This window comes from Sphingomonas sp. 77B, assembly GCF_056497825.1.
Genome location: NZ_JBWMBY010000001.1, coordinates 3156871 through 3172586, shown reverse-complemented (window position 1 = coordinate 3172586; position 15716 = coordinate 3156871). Strand labels below are relative to the sequence as shown.

The following is a 15716-nucleotide window of genomic DNA, read 5'->3' as shown; positions in this document are numbered from 1 at the left end:
ATTTTGATTAAGTTTCGTATATTTTTCTAACTACATCACCTATGTTAATTTTTGTTATTTTAAATCAAATGTTTAAAAGGTGACATAGAGCCGTAATACAATAAATTATACTATATTGACCCTCCGTTTGCGGTTTGCCTAAGCTGCGTTCGAGGCTGCACCAGAATTTGGGGGCCTTGCCAGATGCCACGTCCGATACCGGGCGGGCATATGAGGGGGAATATACCGATGAGCATGGTAACAATGCGGCGTCGCCGCAAAGGCATACTCTTGTCTGCTGCAGCTGCGATCGTCGCGGCATCCGGAATAGCCGTAATCGCGACGCCGGCCGCCGCCCAGGGCTATGTCAACGTCATCGCTGGCGGCTTAGTTACAGATGCTGATGGCAAACCGATTGCGGGGGCAACGGTCACGGTGACGTCGGATGCGCAGGGCTTCACGCGCAACGCAACCACTGACAAGAACGGCGCCTATCAGATTCCGGAATTACCGCCCGGCAGCTACAGCTTCACGATCAATGCACCGGGCTATGCCACGTACCGCGAAGACGAGGTCCAGCTGCGCGCCGGTTCCGCCTCCAACCGCTTCGCTCTGGGTGCTGAAAGCACGTCGGGTGAAATTACGGTTTCGGGCCGACGCATCCGCACATCCGATTTCGACAGCACGACGACCGGGTCCGTCATCGATGTCTCCGAAATTGCCTCGCGGCTGCCGGTTGGCCGCAGCCTCCAATCAGTCATCCTGCTAGCGCCAGGCGCCAATGCGGGCGCCGGTGCCTTTGGCGGCCTGCCATCGATCAACGGCTCGGCCGTGTCGGAAAATGCGTTCTTCGTCAACGGGCTGAACATTACCGACTTCCGCCGCAGCCTAGGGTCGGTGACGGTGCCCTTTGACTTCTATCAGACCGTCGAGGTCAAGACGGGCGGCTATGCCGCCGAATTTGGCCGATCGACTGGTGGATTCATCAATGCGACGACCAAGTCGGGGTCCAACGAATTCCACGGTGGCATTCTTTTCAGCTGGAATCCAGATACGCTGATTTCGCGGGCCAAGGATACGATTTACTCCGCCAACAAATTCACACGCAGTGAGTCAACCAGCATGACGGCCGAATTATCAGGTCCGTTATGGAAAGATCACCTCTTCTTCTATGGCCTTTATCAAGCCCGCAGCATTGCCACGACCGGAGCAGGCCGTCAGTTTTTCCCGGCCACCAACACATTCCTGGGCACCAACCGCAACTTTTATCGCACGACCTCTCCCTTTTACGGCGGCAAGCTGGACGCCGTCATCACCAATGGCCAGCGCCTCGAGTTCACCTATTTCAACACTACGGGCGAAGATACGAGGCGCTACTACGGCAACACAAATTCGATCGCCAACCGCTTCAATCTCGTCACGGGCCAGGACGGTCCTTATCAGGGCTATACCTATGGCCGTTATGGCGGTGCCAACTATGTTGGCCGCTATACCGGCGTGATGAGCAAGTGGCTGACCGTTTCGGCCGCCTATGGACGCAACGAAAACATTTCGTTCGGCCAATCGATCAATGCATCGAACTCGACCCTGCCGCCGGTCACGGATTCGCGCACCGATCAAGCGATCAGCCTGACCAATCCAGGCGGCGCGATCAATTCTGCTCAGGATGTTCGCAAGTTCTATCGCGGCGACGTCGACGTCTATTTCAAGGCGCTCGGCACTCACCATGTCCGCTTTGGCTATGACCGAGAAGACCTGTCCTCCGTCGTGCAGAATCTCGGCAATGGTGGCGGCGTTGGCTTCACCATCTTCAAGGCGCGCGCTGGCGACCAATTCGGCGTTCCAATCGGAACCGACTATGTCCGCCAATTCGCCTATCAGGTCGGCGGCGGATTTTCGTCGCGTAACGACGCCTTTTATGTTCAGGACAGCTGGTCGCTCATGGAGAACCGGCTAAACTTTAATCTTGGCCTGCGCCTCGATCGGTTCGAGAACAAAAACGGTGACGGCAACACCTTCTACAAATCCGGCAATCAATGGGGTCCGCGCCTGGGCTTTACGTTCGATCCGATCGGCAACCAGACCGACAAATTCTATGGCAGCTTCAGCCGTCTTTATATTCCGGTGGCTGCCAATACCAATATCCGCCTTGCGGGCGGCGAAACCTACTACACGCGTACGAACCTATTCGGCGGTCTCGGTCCCAACAATGTCCCGATCCTGGGGGCGCCGGTTCTCTATGCTGGCGCGGCCAATTGCCCGGATACTGGCATAGCCAATTGCGATGTGACCGGCACGGGCAAGGCTCCTGATACCCGCGCCGTGGTCGCACAGGGCTTGAAGCCGCAATCCGCCGATGAGATGATTTTCGGCTATAGCAAGCGCGTCGATCGCTGGAAGTTTGAGACCTATCTGACAGTCACGCGTCTCAACGAAGTTCTCGAAGACGCAGCTATCGATCTGGCCGTCAACAATTATTGCACCAGGCAGAAGATTGCTGGCTGCAACAACGTCTGGGATGGCTTTCACCAGTACGTCTTGATCAATCCAGGGCGTCCTGCGGCGATTACCCTGTCTGATCCGATTAACGGCGAAACCTCACTGCGGACGGTCAATTTTTCGGCCGCCGATCTTGGCTATCCGAAGGCCCAGCGTTTCCATCGCTCTATGACGTTCCGTGCCACCCGTGAATTTGATGGCGTCTGGAGCATCGAAGGCTCGTATGTCTATGGCAAGACCTATGGCAATTACGAAGGCGGTGTGAAGAGCGACAATGGTCAGACGGACACTGGCCTGACCCAAGATTTCGACCAGCCCGGCCTGACGCGCGGTATGTACGGCTACACGCCGAACGATCGTCGACACGTCTTCAAGCTGTTCGGCAGCTATCAACTTGGCATCTTCAATATCGGCGCGGCCTTCTCGGCCACCGCACCGCGCAAATATGGTTGCATCGGCACAGTCCCGCGCTCGGTCGATCCTTACGCGCGTGCTTATGGTGCGGCGGGCGCCTATTGCCAGGTCAAGCCAGACGGTTCGATCAACACCGATCCGACCGTGGCCTTCCCCGTCCAGTTGGTCCGCCGGGGGACAGCGTTTAACGGCCGCTGGCTCTTCACCGATGATATCGACATCTCGACGAAGATCCCGATTGGTCGCTCGACCGCTACATTGCGCCTGTCTGTGTTCAACTTCCTGAACCTGTCCACCCCGAATAACTTCGACGAGTTCGGTACGACCGGGAATGGCACGGCGTCGATCTTCTATCGTCAGATCACCGGCTACCAAGCCGGTCGTAACGCGCGGATCCAGTTCCAATACGCCTTCTAACCGTTACCCCAGAGGTTGTTTGGACTATTTGACCCGAACAACCTTGACTGGGCCGGGATGTACTTTCATCCCGGCCTTTTTTTATCGTCAATCAATGGATATTCTGCATTCAGCTTCCGAACCCGGTCGGTGCGGGGCTGACCGTCACGGCGGTGCCGTCGCGCAGTTCCTGGACCTCGAGTGCGCGTTCGGCGACGCCGTCGCGGCCGAAGCGGAAGGCGCCATCGATGCCCGCAAAACCGTCCGACGCGCGCAGCCGGGATTCGGGGAAAGGCGCGTTCATTTTCCAGTCGCGCGCGATGCGCACGGTCAGCAGAACCGCGTCATAGCCCAGGCTCGACAGGCGGTACGGAGCCGCCTTGAACCGCGCCCGGTATTTGGTCGCATATTGGCGGTAGAGGCTATTGGAAACGCTGGCGAACCACGCGCCGTTGAGCGCCGCGCGCGAGGCGATGCCCGATTCGGAGTTCCACAATTCGGTGCCCAGCAGCCGCGTATTGGCGCCCGAACCGCGTTTGAGGATGGGCGCCGCCATAGCCGCCGCCGCCCCGCCATCGGCGATCAGCACGGCGTCATACGGGGCCTTGGCGTTCAGCCGTTGCGCCGCGGCGCCGATGCCACCCGCGATGCGGCCATAGGGCTGGAGCGAGACGACCTGCCCCCCCGCCCCTTCGACCGAACGGAGGAACGCGGTCGAGGCGCGCTCGCCATACAGGCCGTTGGGGACCAATCCGGCAAAGGTCGTGACGCCGCGCCCCCGCGCATAGGTGACAACCCGGTCGATCGACTGGGCGGGCGTATAGCCCATCAGGTACGTGCCGTTGCCTGCCACGCCCACGTCATTGGAAAAGCTGATGACCGGCACCCGCGCGGCATGCGCGATCGGTGCGACGGCGCGGACATCCTCGGACAAAAGCGGCCCCAAGATCAGTTGCGCACCCTCGGCGATCGCCTTCTGCGCCGCCGCCGCCGCGCCGCTCGCGGTGTCGTAATTGGTGATGCGGATCGTGTCGGCCTGCGCATCGAGCAGCGCCATCATCGTCGCATTGGCGATCGACTGGCCCACCCCGGCATTGCTGCCCGACAAGGGCACCAGCAGCGCGATCCGGTGGCGCGCGGTGTCGCGCGGCAACCCGGCTTCCGGCTCGGTCGAGGGGCGCGGCGTGGTCGGGACCGGCCGCGCCTGAGGCTGGTCGACGGGACCACGCGGCACGATCGTCTGACACGCGGCCAGCGCCATCGTCGTCGCCAGCGCGACCGCGCGGCCCCACCGACCCGATAGCGACGGGAAGCCGCCCCGAATGACGGCCCCCGGTTGTACGAACAGCCCTGCCTCTGTCATGACGATCCCCGTGACCCAATCCGAAAACACTCTCGAACCCGGCCTGTACATCGTCGCGACCCCCATCGGCAATCTCGGCGATCTGTCCCCGCGCGCGGCCAACATATTGACAAACGCCGATGTCATCGCGGTCGAGGACAGCCGCGTGACAGCCGGGCTGCTCCGCCATATCGGCGTCAAGCGGCCGATGCAGCCCTATCACGACCATAATGCCGAGCATGTCCGCCCCGGCCTGATCGCGCGCATGGCGACGCAGGCGGTGGCACTGGTGTCGGACGCGGGCACACCCTTGATCTCGGACCCCGGCTACAAGCTGGTTCGCGATGCGCGGGCGGCGGGCCATGCGGTGGTGACGATCCCGGGTCCTTGCGCCGCGATCGCCGCGCTGACGCTCGCCGGGCTGCCGACCGACCGCTTCCTGTTCGCGGGCTTCCTGCCGCCGAAGGAAAAGGCACGCGCCGATGCCATTGCCGAGATTGCGGGGATCCGCGCCACCCTGGTCCTCTACGAATCGGGGCCACGCCTGGCCGCCACGCTGATCGCGCTGGCGAACGGACTTGGCGACCGCGAGGCCGCGGTGACGCGTGAGATCACCAAGAAGTTCGAGGAGGCGGTGACCGGCACGCTTTCCACCCTCGCCGCCCGCTATGCCGAGGGTGGCCCCAAGGGCGAGATCGCGATCGTCATCGCGCCGCCGGGCGAAGCTCCCCCCGCCACCGAGCAGGACGCCGACGCCGCGCTCGCCGAAGCGCTGACCCGCCTCCCCGTCGGCCGCGCGGCCAGCGAGGTCGCCAAGGCGCTGGGGCTCGACCGCAAGGCGCTCTATACGCGCGCACTGGCGATGAAGGAGGAGGATTCAAGCGATTAGGGTCCGTCGTTAGCAATTCGGCAAGCATCCGAGGTGCATCGTGGCGCCAGGAGCCGCTCCCCATGTACGCCTTTCAGTTTCGCCATGATATGAATCTACTGGACATCCAGTGGACCGGGCATTTCACGCCCGAGGTCGCGACGCGCTATGCCCGCGAACTGGTCGACGCGTTCCGGCGCAGCGGTTTCCGCCCCGGCTATCGCCTGCGCATCGACATGTCCGCGATACAGGTCCAGCCGAAGGACGCGGTCATGACCATTCACGAAGCGCTTGGCGACTTTCCCCGCGCCAGCCGGATCGCAATGGTCAACGGCAGCGCGGTCGGGCGCCAGCAGATCCGGCGGCTGATGACCCAGCCCTATCTGCGCGTCTTCGATACGGCGGAGGACAGTCTGGAATGGCTGACCGCACCAGAGGAAAGCCTCGCCTGACGGCCTTATCATGGGCTAGCAAAGGCGCATGTCACGCGTTTCGCCTCGCCCCGGTCGCAATCGCCGCGCTGCCGAAGAATCCGGCCGCCGCGGCGAGCGCCTGGCCGCGTGGTGGCTGCGGTTGAAGGGATGGAGCATTCTCGACCGCCGCGTTCGCACGCCTGCGGGCGAGGTCGACCTGGTCGCGCGGCGTGGATCGCTGGTCGCCTTTGTCGAGGTGAAGACGCGCAAGACCGCCGCCGAACTGGACTTCGCGATCGACGCGCGGCGACTGGCGCGGGTCGCGGCGGCGGCGGAGGTGCTGATGGCCACCTATGCCGGGCCGGGCGACGACATACGCATCGACGTCATCCTGCTGGCACCGGGCACGCGGCCGCGTCACATCGAAAACGCATGGTGTGGGTGACAGCGGCAAGGCGAAGGATTACCTCCCCCGCCAAAGACCCGTCCGAAGGAAGGAACACCCCATGTCCAAGCCGCTGACCGTCGCCGTCCAGATGGACCCGATGGACCAGATCAACATTGCGGGCGATTCGAGCTTCGCGCTGATGCTGTCGGCCCAGGCGCGCGGGCACCGGCTGTTCCATTACGATGCGGGCGACCTGAACTGGTCGGACGGCCATCTCTGGACCCGCGCGCATCCCGTCACGGTGCAGCGCGTCGCGGGCGACCATTACCGCTTCGGCGATCCGGTGAAGCTCGACCTGGGCGACGAGGCCGATGTCGTGCTGATGCGGCAGGACCCGCCCTTCGACCTGGGCTATATCACCGCCACCCATTTGCTGGAGCGGGTCGCCGAGAAAACCCTGGTCGTCAACAATCCGCGCAGCGTGCGCAACGCGCCGGAAAAGGTCTTCGTCCTCGACTATCCGCAGTTCATGCCGCCGACGCTCGTCACCCGCTCGCTGGATGAGGCACGCAGCTTTCTGGCGCAGCATGGCGAGATCGTCATCAAGCCGCTGCACGGTAATGGCGGCAAGGCGATCTTCAAGGTCGGCCGCGACGGTGCGAACCTGTCCGCGCTGATCGAGGTGTTCAACACCGCTTACCGCGAACCGCACATGGTGCAGGCCTTCCTGCCTGCGGTGGCGAAGGGCGACAAGCGCATCGTCCTGATCGATGGTGAGGTCGCCGGTGCGATCAACCGCCTGCCGGGCGAAGGCGAGATCCGTTCCAACCTGGCCGTCGGCGGATCGGCGGAGAAGACCGATCTGACCGACCGCGAGCACGAAATCTGCGCGGTGCTGGGGCCGGAGTTGAAGCGGCGCGGCCTGTTGTTCGTCGGCATCGACGTGATCGGCGGCGAATGGCTGACCGAGATCAACGTCACCTCGCCGACGGGCATCGTCGCGATCGAGAAGTTCGACGGGACGGATGTCGCCGGAATGATCTGGGACGCGATCGAAGCGAAGGTCGCGGCGAAGGCGTAACCCTTTTTCCTCCCCTTGAAGGGGAGGTGGCGCGCGTAGCGCGACGGAGGGGTGTCCCGCTCTCGATAGGGGTGACACCCCTCCACCAGCTTCGCTGGTCCCCCTCCCCTTGCAGGGGAGGAATGGTGAGGGGCGGAACCCATCCCCCCTCCCATGCTTTGTTCGCCTTGAGCAACGAAGGGCATGAGCATGGGTGCAACGACCATCGGCGCCATGGTGGGCGCCGCCATCGACGGCATGTCGGGTGATGACGGCGTCGCGGATGGCGCGATCATCGGCGCGGTGACCGCCAATGTCCTGAAAGTCGTGCTGCCGCTCGCCATCACCTATGCGGTGGGCTGGGCAGTGCTGCGCGGCGCGGGCGAGATCAAGGACCGGGTTTTCGGAGAAACAGCATGATCGGACGTATTATCGGCGCGCTCGTCGGGCGTGAAATCGGCCGCCGCGAAGGCAATGACGGCTTTAAGGGCGCGGCACTCGGCGCGCTGGCGGTCGGCGGCATGCGCCGCTTGGGTCCGCTCGGCCTGCTGCTTGGCGGCGGCTATGCGGCCAAGAAGGCCTATGACCGGCACAAGGCGGGCAAGGTCGCGGGCAACCGCTACTGATCGGCCACTTACCGACAAAGCGATACCGCAGCGCGTCAGGCATGACTTGACGCGCCGCAACCGCGTGCGTCAAAGGCAGGCATGCCCAATTCGCCCGCCCATCCCGACGATCCCCACAAGCTGAAGCGCCGCGGCATGTTGTTCGTGCTGTCCTCGCCCTCGGGTGCGGGCAAGTCTACGATCGCGCGCAAGCTGCTCGCCGATGACGACGGCCTGCAAATGTCGGTGTCGGCGACGACTCGCGGCATCCGGCCGGGTGAAGTGGACGGCAAGGATTATCATTTTGTCGGCCTCGAGGAATTTCGCCGCATGGTGGCGAATGACGAGTTCCTCGAATGGGCGCATGTCTTCGACAATCGCTACGGCACGCCGCGCGCGCAGGTCGAGGCGATGCTGGCCGCGGGCAAGGACGTGCTGTTCGACATCGACTGGCAGGGTGCGCAGCAGCTGTTCCAAATCGCGGGCGGCGACGTGGTCCGCGTGTTCATCTTCCCCCCCTCGATGGAGGAACTGCGTCAGCGTCTCGAGCGCCGCGCAACGGATTCGGTCCAGGTCATCGACGCCCGCATGGCGCGTGCGACCAACGAGGTCAGCCACTGGGATGGTTACGACTATGTCCTGGTCAATGACGATGTGGAGCAATGCTTCCAGGGCGTCAAGACGATCCTCCAGGCCGAACGGCTGAAGCGCTCGCGCCAGACCGGGTTGATCGGGTTCATCCGGAAGCTGACGACGAAGTAAGCGCGGGGGCCGTTCGGGGCGTGCACTTCGACTTCGCTCAGTGCGAACGGGGGGCGGGATTGGCGGCAGCGGTCGCGGAGGCGAGGTTCTACAATCCCTACGCCCCGTTCAGGCTGAACGCAGTCGAAGCCCAAGGGTAAGCCTGGCCGCACGCGCATCCCGTGCACTTCGACTTCGCTCAGTACGAACGGGGGGCGGGATTGGCGGCAGCAGGCGCGGAGCCGAGGTTCTACAATCCCTACGCCCCATTCAGGCTGAGCGCAGGCGAAGCCCACGCCCTATCCTCGCAACAAACTTACCCCAACGCCGTCAAGAACCGCACCGCCGCGTCGAACTCGCGCCGTTTCGCCTCGCGTGCCTCGATGGCGAGATAATCCTCGCCCCACTGCTCCGCCTGGAAATCCTCGTCGACATGCGCGGCGGTCCAGATCGTGTCGACCTCCGCCGCCCCCTCCAGCAACGCCAACGCGAGGACCAGCGAGCCGGTCATCGTCACCACCGGCGACAGCGCGGCGAGGCGGAACGGATCGACCGCCGCCACCGCCTGCGCCAGCCGCTCGACGGTCGCGGAGGGCTGGGGTTGATGCATGATCCCCGTCACCAGCGTGAAATGCACGTCGTAGCGATCGCGCGCCCAGTCGAGCAGCGGGTTCCACACCGCATCCTGTCGCTCGACCAGCTCGGGCGGCGAGTCGGCGCGGTAACAGAGCAGGTCGCTTTCCGCATAGCGCGCCAGCCCGTCCGCAAAGGGCGCCGGGTCCGCCGCGATCCGGTCGATCGCCGCATTGGCAAGGCCGGTCAGCGGCATGGCGCGCGGGTCGACCGTCTCCCCGACGCTGCGCCACTCCTCCGCCACCGCCTCGGCCAGCGCGGGCGTCGGCAGCGCCAGTGGCACCCGACCCGGCGTGCGCACCGGCCGGTCGTCCAGCCGCACCACCCGCTCGGCATCGACCGAGACATTTGTCCAGAACCGCTTCATTCGCCCCCACTCCGCCAACGATGCGCCAGCCCCGCGGGTACGATCGCGATCATCGCCAGCGCCGACAGGATGATGGCGACACCCAGCGCCTTGTGCGGCCATGCCCCCCCGCGCGAGGCGAGCACCACGCCGAACAGCGCGCCCGCCACGCCGATCAGGCGCACCCCCATGATGATGAACCAGTGCCGCCGCGCGCGCGTGTCGCCGCTCATGCCCGCACCAGCAGGGCGGGCAGGTCCGCAACCTCTTGCGCCACGACCTCGGCGCCCGCGTTCACCAGTTCCGTCACGTCATGATATCCCCAGGCGACGCCGACCGCGAAGGCGCCCGCCGCCTTGCCCATCGCCATGTCGAAGCTCGTATCGCCGATCATCGCGACATCCTGTGCCGAGACGCCGGTCTCGGCCATCGCGGCGAGCACCATCGAGGGATCGGGCTTGGATGGATGCCGGTCGGCGGTTTGCAGCGTGACGAAGTGATGGTTGAGGCCATGTTCCGCCAACACCCGATTGAGGCCACGATCCGACTTGCCCGTCGCCACGCCCATCAGCCAGCCCTCCCCCGCCAAATGATCGAGCAGCGCGGGAATGCCGTCGAACAGCGGCTCGGGCTCCATCGCGCCCGCCGTGCGCAGGCGAAAGAAGGCGGCCTTATAGTCGCTCGCCAGCTGGTGGTGCATCGCATTCGGCTGATCGGGGGCAAGCACGCGCATCGCCTCGACCAGGCTCAAGCCCACGATCCGGCGAATCGCAGGCGCGGGCGGCGGCGTGAGGTCCGCCATGGTAAACGCTTCGACGGCGGCGAGACAGATATTGGCCTGGCTATCGACCAGAGTGCCGTCACAATCGAACAGGGCAAGGCGCGGGCGCGTCATCGCTCCCTCCTATCGGCAAGGCCCGCGCGGGGGAAGCATGACGTTTCGGATGAACAACAGCTAACAGACGCATTCAGCATCCGAACATGGCGAATCACTCATAAGGGCTTCAACGACGACGGGAATCACCCCGCCGCCGCCGGTTTGAAGATCAAGGGAGATCGTGATGTTCAAGAAGCTTTCGCTCGCTGCCGCCGCCCTTGCCGTCGGCGCCACGGCCATGGTTCCGACCGCTGCTTCGGCGCAGCGTTATTATGATCGCGGCTACGGCTACGACCGTGCCTATGGCGACGCCTATTCGGACGGCTATAATCGCGGCCCGCGCTATGATCGCGGCTATTACGACCGTGGCGGGTATAATCGCGGCTATTACAACCGTGGTCCGCAGCGCTGCAACAACGGCACGACGGGCACCATCGTCGGCGCGATCGCGGGTGGCCTGCTGGGTCGCACGATCGACACGCGGGGCGACCGCACCCTCGGCACGATCCTGGGTGGTGGCGCCGGTGCGCTGGCCGGTCATGCGATCGAGAAGTCGAACAACCCCGGCTATTGCCGGTAACATTCCGGGCTGAGGGGGTATGCCCCCTCGCTTTTAGGATAATGGAAACCCCGTCGGCCAAGTGTCGGCGGGGCTTCTTGTAACCTCATGCCTTGCATAACATGGTACATGGCGTTACTCGTTCGTAATGGATATCGGAAGCTGGCAGTCTCAGTTGCGCAAGGGAGCCGCCGAGCTGGTGCTGCTGTCGGTCCTGTTTCACGGCGAGGCCTATGGCCTGGAAATTCTCGCACGCATCCGGGCGGGCGGCGATCTGGTCAGCGAGGGCAGCCTCTATCCCCTGCTCGCCCGGCTGGAAAAAGCGGGTCGCATCACCGGCCGTTGGGAGCTTCCCGCCGAGGGCGGCAACCCGCGCAAATATTACCGCCTAACACCCGAAGGCGCAGCGTTGGCCGAGGCGATGCGCGCGGCCTGGATCGAGTTCCGAACCACTATCACCACCCTTGTCGAGGATCAGCCATGAACGAGCCTGCCCGCCGCATCGCCGATTATGCCCGCCGTCTGCGCTGGTCGTTGCAGGCGATCCCGGCCGAGGATCGCGATGGCCTCGTCCGCGAGATCGAAAGCCACCTGAACGACAGCTTCGCGGCGGGACCCCATTCGCTGGACGCCGCGATCGCGGCGATGGGACCGCCTCATGCGATGGCCGCGCGCTATATTCAGGAATTTCGGCTGGCCGGTGCGCTGGGCGACGATCGCCCTGCCCCGTTGATTTACGCCCTGTTGACCCGATCGGGACGCAGCGTGGCGGCGTTCGGCGGGGTGCTGATGGCGATGCTGCTCTATCTGTTCGCGCTGTGCTTCGCGGCAGTCGCGATCGTGAAACCGCTCTTTCCCAGCCATGTCGGGCTTTGGTCGCTGCCGCAGGGGTCGGCCTTCGGCATCCTCACCGATCCCCCCGCCGCGCCGGAAATGATGGGACTGTGGGTCCTGCCGATCGCCTTGGCCGGGGCACTCGCCTGCTATGCGCTGGCGACGCTGGTCCTGCGCGGCACGGGGCGGCATGTGCTGCGGTCTTCCCGCTGATCCTCCCCGTACCGGGGAGGTGGCAGGGCGGCTGCCTTAATAGAGGGGGGCTCGCCACACGGGATTAGCCCAGCGGCACACCCCCTCCACCACCGCTCCGCGGCGGTCCCCCTCCCCGTGCCGGGGAGGATTGTATTTACCGCGCGCCTCTACCCCGCCGTTCGCCGCGGCGTTCCTTGCGATATTGTTTGGCGTGCGCCTTGGCGCGCTGCTTCAGGACTTCTTTCGGCGGCGGGCCGCGATCTTCGTCCTGGGGCAGGACGTCGCCGCGAATCTCGTCGAAGCCGAGCTGGTTCATCGATTCGGCGAAGTGGGTCGGCAGCTCGGCCGTCTGGTCGATGCGACCGCCATCGGGATGATCGACGCGGATGCGCCGCGCGTGCAGGTGCATCTTACGGCTGATCCCGCCGGTCAGGAACGCCGCCGCCCCGCCATACTTTCCGTCGCCGACGATCGGGTGGCCGATCGCGGCCATGTGCACGCGCAGCTGATGGGTGCGCCCCGTAAAGGGCTGCAACTCGACCCAGCAGCAGCTGTTGCCCGCCCGCTCGATCACGCGGTAGCGCGAGCGCGCCGACTGGCCGTTTTCCTCGTCGACATGCATCTTCTCGCCGCCGGTGCCCGGCTGCTTGGCGATGGGCAGTTCGATCGTGCCGTCGTCGATCGAGGGCACGCCGACGACCAGCGCCCAGTAGATCTTCTTGGCGGTGCGGCCCGAAAACGCCTTGGCGAAGAACGCCGCCGCGCGGGCGTTGCGGGCGACCAGCAGCGCGCCCGAGGTGTCCTTGTCCAGCCGGTGGACCAGCTTGGGCCGCCCCTCCGCCTCGAACTGCAACGCGTCGAGCAGGCCGTCGACATGCTGCGTCGTCTTGGTGCCGCCTTGCGTCGCCAGACCAGGCGGCTTGTTGAGGACCAGCGCGTCGCGATCCTTATGGATCACCATCTCGCGCGCGAACGACTCCTCGTCCTCCGACAGGATGTGGCGCGGCCGCATCGTCGGCTTGCTGCTCTCGGCCAGCGCGGGCTCGGCGGGGGGCACGCGCAGCACCTGGCCCGCCGCGATCCGGTCGCCCGGTGCGGCGCGAAGACCATCGACGCGCAGCTGTCCGGTGCGCGCCCATTTGGCGACGGTGGTGAAGCTGGTGTCGGGCATGTGCCGCTTGAACCAGCGGTCCAGCCGGATGCCGTCATCGTCATAGCCGACGGTAAATTGGCGGACGGAGTCCGTCATGCGAAGATCCTTGTTAGCGAAAGTCCGGCCCACAACGCGGCCAGCGAACCCAGCAACGACAAGGCGATGTAACCGAGCGCGACCGTGATCTGGCCGCGTTCGATCAGTGTGATGGTATCGAGCGAGAAGGAGGAAAAGGTGGTGAAGCCCCCCAATATCCCGACGCCGATGAACAGCCGCCACCCCTCCGCAGCGCCGGTTCGGGCGAGGACGCCCGCCAGCAATCCCATCAACAGACCGCCGACCCAGTTGACGGTCAGCGTGCCATAGGGAAAACTCGGGCCGAACGCATGGAGCATATAGCGGCCGGTCAAATGCCGGGCCCCCGAGCCCAATGCGCCGCCCAGCATCACGAGAAGAAGCGGTGGCATGATCCGCTCCCCTTAGCGCAACCCCGTCACCCGCGCAAAGGACAAGCGTGTGCGGGTCTGGATCAGCCGCCCTTGACCACCAGATCGATGTCGGTGCCGCCTCCGGGACCGGCGGTCGCATAGACCATATAGGCCGCCTGCCCCCGCGTACCGCCCAGGACATGCTGCGCGCCGTCCAGCTTGTGCTCGGCGCTGTAGCCCGCACCGCTCGCGCGGGTGTAGTAATAGTCGATGACCTTGGCAGCGGGCGCGGCGGTGCGCAGGCTGACGATGCGGAAGCCACAGCCATTCGCGTCATTGCCCGCCGCTTCCGCGACGCGTGACCCCGGATAGGGGGCAAAGGCCTGCGGCATCCGGTTCGCCCAAGTCGCCGAATAGCGCAGGCCCGACAGGCAGGCCGCATTGCCCGGCTGCTGCCCGGCCTTGGCAGCCAGCGTGAAGGCCCCGGCCGAGGCGCGGCATTCGGGGCAGTCGCGCGCGGCGACGGGCGCGGACTTTAGCGTGCGGGCATCGACCGGATCGGCGGGCGGCGGCATCGGAGGCAGCTGATCGCTGGCGGGCCGGTTCGGCGGGCGCACCGCATTGGCATTGGAACTCTGGGTCAGGCCGGGATCGACCATGATCTGCCCCGCAAGCGCCTCGCGGAGTTGGGGGTCGCGGCTCGGGCTGCCGTCGTTCATCGACGCTAGTTCCCTGTCGAGCGCATTGAGCTGCGCATCGTCATCGGACTTGCCACCGCATGCCGCCAGTAGCAGGCAACCCAGCGGAATCAGGATATAGTGCGACTTCGGCATCATGAGGTCCCTTCTAGCACGCGGATGCGACGTGATCCTTAACGATCGTCGCATCGGGGCATCGACGGCAAACCGGCTCATCATCCCGGCGGAGGCCGGGATCCAGTTGGGTGAGCGCTCGTGAGTCTCTGCGATGGCCTGCAACTGGACCCCAGCCTTCGCCGGGGTGGTGCTTTGGGAAGTGCATGGTCAACTTACCATGATACCCGATCATGACAGGATATGGACGGGTGCGCTTGTAGAGAGGATCAGCCCACGCCATCTTGGCCTCCATGCTGAACCTGTTCTCGATCGTCATCGGCTTGGTCGCGCTTCTGCTCGGGATCGTGCCGTTTCTGCCCTTTTTTGCCTGGGGCTACTGGTTCGTGATTCCCATCGCGATCGTCGGTGCGGCGGTGGGTGCGCTGTCGTCGCGTGATACGGGGCGCAATCTCAACCTGATCCTCATCCTGATCTTCGGCCTTCGCCTGATGCTGGGCGGCGGCTTCATCTAAAATGACAAACGGCCCGGCGGGTTTCCCCGCCGGGCCGTCCTTCACGCTACACGCTGCTTAGCGGCAGCGGACCTGGCCGCGGTCGATCTGCTGGCCCAGCAGCGCACCGCCGCCCGCGCCGATCACCGTGCCGAGCAGACGCGAACCGCCGCCTGCGATCACATTGCCCAGCGCGCCGCCCTCAGACCGCCGATCACCAGACCCGTGGTGCCGTCATTGCGGCGGCAATAGAAACGGCCGTTCATGCCGCGATAGATGCGGTCGTTGCGGCCGAGCGCGCGCGGCTGGTAATAGCGGCCGTCGCGATAATAGCGCTCGGGATAGTAACCGCGCTGGCCCGGCTCGAAACGGTTATAGTCGTAGTTGCGCCAACGGACATTGCGCATGTCCTTGCGATAATCCTTGCGGGCATCGCGAATGTCCTCGCGATATTCGCGGCGCGCCTCCCGGATGTCTCGCGGCGAGTTGGCGCGGCGCACTTCGCGGTTATAGTCGCGGCGTGCATCGCGGACGTCCTCGCGATATTCCTGGCGGGCTTCATAGCCATTGCGCTGCGCCTCGGCAGGAATGGCGGAAAAGGCGGTGGCGGCGATCGTGGCCGTCAACAGAGCGATACGCATACTCGAACTCCCGTTGATGATGGGAAGATGAACCCGCCT

The 15716-nt window shown here is 64.7% G+C and carries 19 protein-coding genes and 1 pseudogene; 12 read left to right on the top strand and 8 right to left on the bottom strand.

The genetic code is table 11. The features are described 5' to 3' along the window. Positions 1-228: 228 nt before the first annotated feature. Positions 229-3309, top strand: coding sequence for a TonB-dependent receptor (locus AC1GI4_RS14910; RefSeq protein WP_479630016.1), 3081 nt, complete (start codon positions 229-231; stop codon positions 3307-3309). Between the two features lie 109 nt (positions 3310-3418). Here AC1GI4_RS14910 and AC1GI4_RS14905 read toward each other — a convergent pair whose 3' ends face one another. Continuing rightward, complete coding sequence (locus AC1GI4_RS14905) at positions 3419-4549, bottom strand: penicillin-binding protein activator (protein ID WP_479630429.1); 1131 nt, start codon at positions 4547-4549, stop codon at positions 3419-3421. 100 nt (positions 4550-4649) lie between these two features. On the opposite strand from AC1GI4_RS14905, the gene rsmI reads away from it, so the two are divergent. The 7 genes from rsmI to gmk all read left to right on the top strand — a co-directional run bounded on the left by rsmI (position 4650) and on the right by gmk (position 8726). Further along, positions 4650-5519, top strand: a complete 870-nt coding sequence (rsmI, locus tag AC1GI4_RS14900; RefSeq protein ID WP_479630015.1) for a 16S rRNA (cytidine(1402)-2'-O)-methyltransferase — start codon at positions 4650-4652, stop codon at positions 5517-5519. Between the two features lie 89 nt (positions 5520-5608). Continuing rightward, positions 5609-5950: an STAS/SEC14 domain-containing protein gene (locus tag AC1GI4_RS14895; protein WP_367114004.1), complete on the top strand. Its 342-nt coding sequence runs from the start codon at positions 5609-5611 to the stop codon at positions 5948-5950. Between the two features lie 28 nt (positions 5951-5978). After that, the gene (locus AC1GI4_RS14890) at positions 5979-6356 is read left to right on the top strand and encodes a YraN family protein (RefSeq protein WP_294275562.1); all 378 of its coding nucleotides are present in this window, start codon (positions 5979-5981) and stop codon (positions 6354-6356) included. Positions 6357-6417: 61 nt separating this feature from the next. Continuing rightward, on the top strand, positions 6418-7380 hold the full coding sequence (gene gshB / locus AC1GI4_RS14885; protein WP_479630014.1) for a glutathione synthase: 963 nt from the start codon (positions 6418-6420) through the stop codon (positions 7378-7380). A gap of 183 nt (positions 7381-7563) precedes the next feature. Continuing rightward, the gene (locus AC1GI4_RS14880; RefSeq protein ID WP_479630013.1) at positions 7564-7779 is read left to right on the top strand and encodes a hypothetical protein; all 216 of its coding nucleotides are present in this window, start codon (positions 7564-7566) and stop codon (positions 7777-7779) included. After that, positions 7776-7985 carry a hypothetical protein gene (locus AC1GI4_RS14875; protein ID WP_433911221.1) on the top strand — a complete coding sequence of 70 codons (210 nt, stop codon included), beginning with the start codon at positions 7776-7778 and terminating at the stop codon, positions 7983-7985. Before AC1GI4_RS14880 ends, AC1GI4_RS14875 begins: the two co-directional genes overlap by 4 nt. Before the next feature lie 81 nt (positions 7986-8066). Continuing rightward, positions 8067-8726 carry a guanylate kinase gene (gmk, locus tag AC1GI4_RS14870; RefSeq protein ID WP_479630012.1) on the top strand — a complete coding sequence of 220 codons (660 nt, stop codon included), beginning with the start codon at positions 8067-8069 and terminating at the stop codon, positions 8724-8726. A 295-nt stretch (positions 8727-9021) separates the two neighbouring features. Here the strand turns inward: gmk and AC1GI4_RS14865 are convergent, their stop codons facing one another. From AC1GI4_RS14865 to AC1GI4_RS14855, 3 genes are read right to left on the bottom strand one after another with little or no spacing between them, the layout of a single operon-like run. Continuing rightward, positions 9022-9705 (bottom strand): ATP12 family chaperone protein, encoded by a 684-nt coding sequence (locus tag AC1GI4_RS14865; protein WP_479630011.1) that lies wholly within the window; start codon positions 9703-9705, stop codon positions 9022-9024. Next, entirely contained in the window at positions 9702-9917 is a 216-nt protein-coding gene (locus AC1GI4_RS14860) for a hypothetical protein (protein WP_479630010.1), read from the bottom strand. Before AC1GI4_RS14860 ends, AC1GI4_RS14865 begins: the two co-directional genes overlap by 4 nt. Then, positions 9914-10579 (bottom strand): HAD-IA family hydrolase, encoded by a 666-nt coding sequence (locus tag AC1GI4_RS14855; protein WP_479630009.1) that lies wholly within the window; start codon positions 10577-10579, stop codon positions 9914-9916. The genes AC1GI4_RS14860 and AC1GI4_RS14855 overlap by 4 nt, the downstream gene beginning before the upstream one ends. A 166-nt stretch (positions 10580-10745) precedes the next feature. Between AC1GI4_RS14855 and AC1GI4_RS14850 the strand changes: the two genes are divergently transcribed. The 3 genes from AC1GI4_RS14850 to AC1GI4_RS14840 all read left to right on the top strand — a co-directional run bounded on the left by AC1GI4_RS14850 (position 10746) and on the right by AC1GI4_RS14840 (position 12167). Continuing rightward, positions 10746-11141 (top strand): glycine zipper 2TM domain-containing protein, encoded by a 396-nt coding sequence (locus AC1GI4_RS14850; RefSeq protein ID WP_042484542.1) that lies wholly within the window; start codon positions 10746-10748, stop codon positions 11139-11141. Between the two features lie 127 nt (positions 11142-11268). Continuing rightward, positions 11269-11604 carry a PadR family transcriptional regulator gene (locus AC1GI4_RS14845; protein WP_479630008.1) on the top strand — a complete coding sequence of 112 codons (336 nt, stop codon included), beginning with the start codon at positions 11269-11271 and terminating at the stop codon, positions 11602-11604. Further along, complete coding sequence (locus tag AC1GI4_RS14840; protein ID WP_479630007.1) at positions 11601-12167, top strand: HAAS signaling domain-containing protein; 567 nt, start codon at positions 11601-11603, stop codon at positions 12165-12167. The genes AC1GI4_RS14845 and AC1GI4_RS14840 overlap by 4 nt, the downstream gene beginning before the upstream one ends. 136 nt (positions 12168-12303) lie before the next feature. Here the strand turns inward: AC1GI4_RS14840 and AC1GI4_RS14835 are convergent, their stop codons facing one another. From AC1GI4_RS14835 to AC1GI4_RS14825, 3 genes are all read right to left on the bottom strand, one after another. Next, the gene (locus tag AC1GI4_RS14835) at positions 12304-13398 is read right to left on the bottom strand and encodes an RluA family pseudouridine synthase (protein WP_294275549.1); all 1095 of its coding nucleotides are present in this window, start codon (positions 13396-13398) and stop codon (positions 12304-12306) included. After that, positions 13395-13769, bottom strand: coding sequence for a fluoride efflux transporter CrcB (gene crcB, locus AC1GI4_RS14830; RefSeq protein ID WP_294275548.1), 375 nt, complete (start codon positions 13767-13769; stop codon positions 13395-13397). Before crcB ends, AC1GI4_RS14835 begins: the two co-directional genes overlap by 4 nt. Positions 13770-13831: 62 nt before the next feature. Continuing rightward, on the bottom strand, positions 13832-14566 hold the full coding sequence (locus AC1GI4_RS14825; protein ID WP_479630006.1) for a hypothetical protein: 735 nt from the start codon (positions 14564-14566) through the stop codon (positions 13832-13834). 269 nt (positions 14567-14835) lie between these two features. On the opposite strand from AC1GI4_RS14825, the gene AC1GI4_RS14820 reads away from it, so the two are divergent. Then, the gene (locus tag AC1GI4_RS14820) at positions 14836-15057 is read left to right on the top strand and encodes a hypothetical protein (protein ID WP_058746007.1); all 222 of its coding nucleotides are present in this window, start codon (positions 14836-14838) and stop codon (positions 15055-15057) included. A gap of 57 nt (positions 15058-15114) precedes the next feature. On the opposite strand, the pseudogene AC1GI4_RS14815 reads toward AC1GI4_RS14820, so the two are convergent. Beyond that, positions 15115-15677 (bottom strand): annotated as a pseudogene (locus tag AC1GI4_RS14815) (glycine zipper 2TM domain-containing protein). Between the last annotated feature and the right edge of the window lie 39 nt (positions 15678-15716).